Below are 654 nucleotides of genomic sequence, written 5' to 3'. Positions count from 1 at the left end.
TGGAATACAAAGGTGACCCACGTGAAGTGGCGATCTCGGATGACGAAGTTGATTACCTCATCGACATCGTGAACCAACACTTTGTCCACCAGCTTACTCGTGAAGATGTGGTTTGGACTTACAGTGGTGTACGTCCTCTGTGTGATGATGAGTCTGACTCACCGCAAGCGATCACACGAGACTACACGCTAGAGCTCGATGCAGAGTACGACCAAGCACCATTGTTGTCAGTATTCGGTGGCAAGCTAACGACTTACCGTAAACTCGGTGAAGCGGCGATGAAGAAACTGGAACCGTACCTACCTCAAATGGGTGGTAACTGGACAGCAAATCAAACGCTACCAGGTGGTAACTTTAGCTGCACCCGTGAACAGTTAGCGAAACGAATTCACGCGAAATACTCATGGGCACCGCAAGCGCTGATTCTGCGCTATGTGACTCAGTTTGGTACGCAAACGTGGGATTTGATGGAAGGCGCATCCAGTGAAGCCGATCTTGGCCAAGCGTTCTCAGAGCAAGCAGGCGGCGTATACCAACGCGAGATCGATTACTTGATGAATCATGAAATGGCGCTAACCGACGAAGACATTTTATGGCGTCGTACTAAACTTGGCCTTTACATGAACGACGAAGAAAAACAGGCACTTGCCGACT

1 protein-coding gene is annotated in these 654 nt (G+C 49.5%); it reads left to right on the top strand.

All coding sequences use genetic code 11. The features are described from left to right. Positions 1-654, top strand: a 654-nt coding sequence (locus R7Q46_RS27700) for a glycerol-3-phosphate dehydrogenase C-terminal domain-containing protein (protein ID WP_318078357.1), incomplete at both ends; no start/stop codon positions are given.

The sequence above is a fragment of the Vibrio sp. 811 genome (assembly GCF_033339195.1).
Note: the sequence above shows the minus strand (reverse complement) of the source record. Positions and strands in the feature narration are given on the sequence as shown.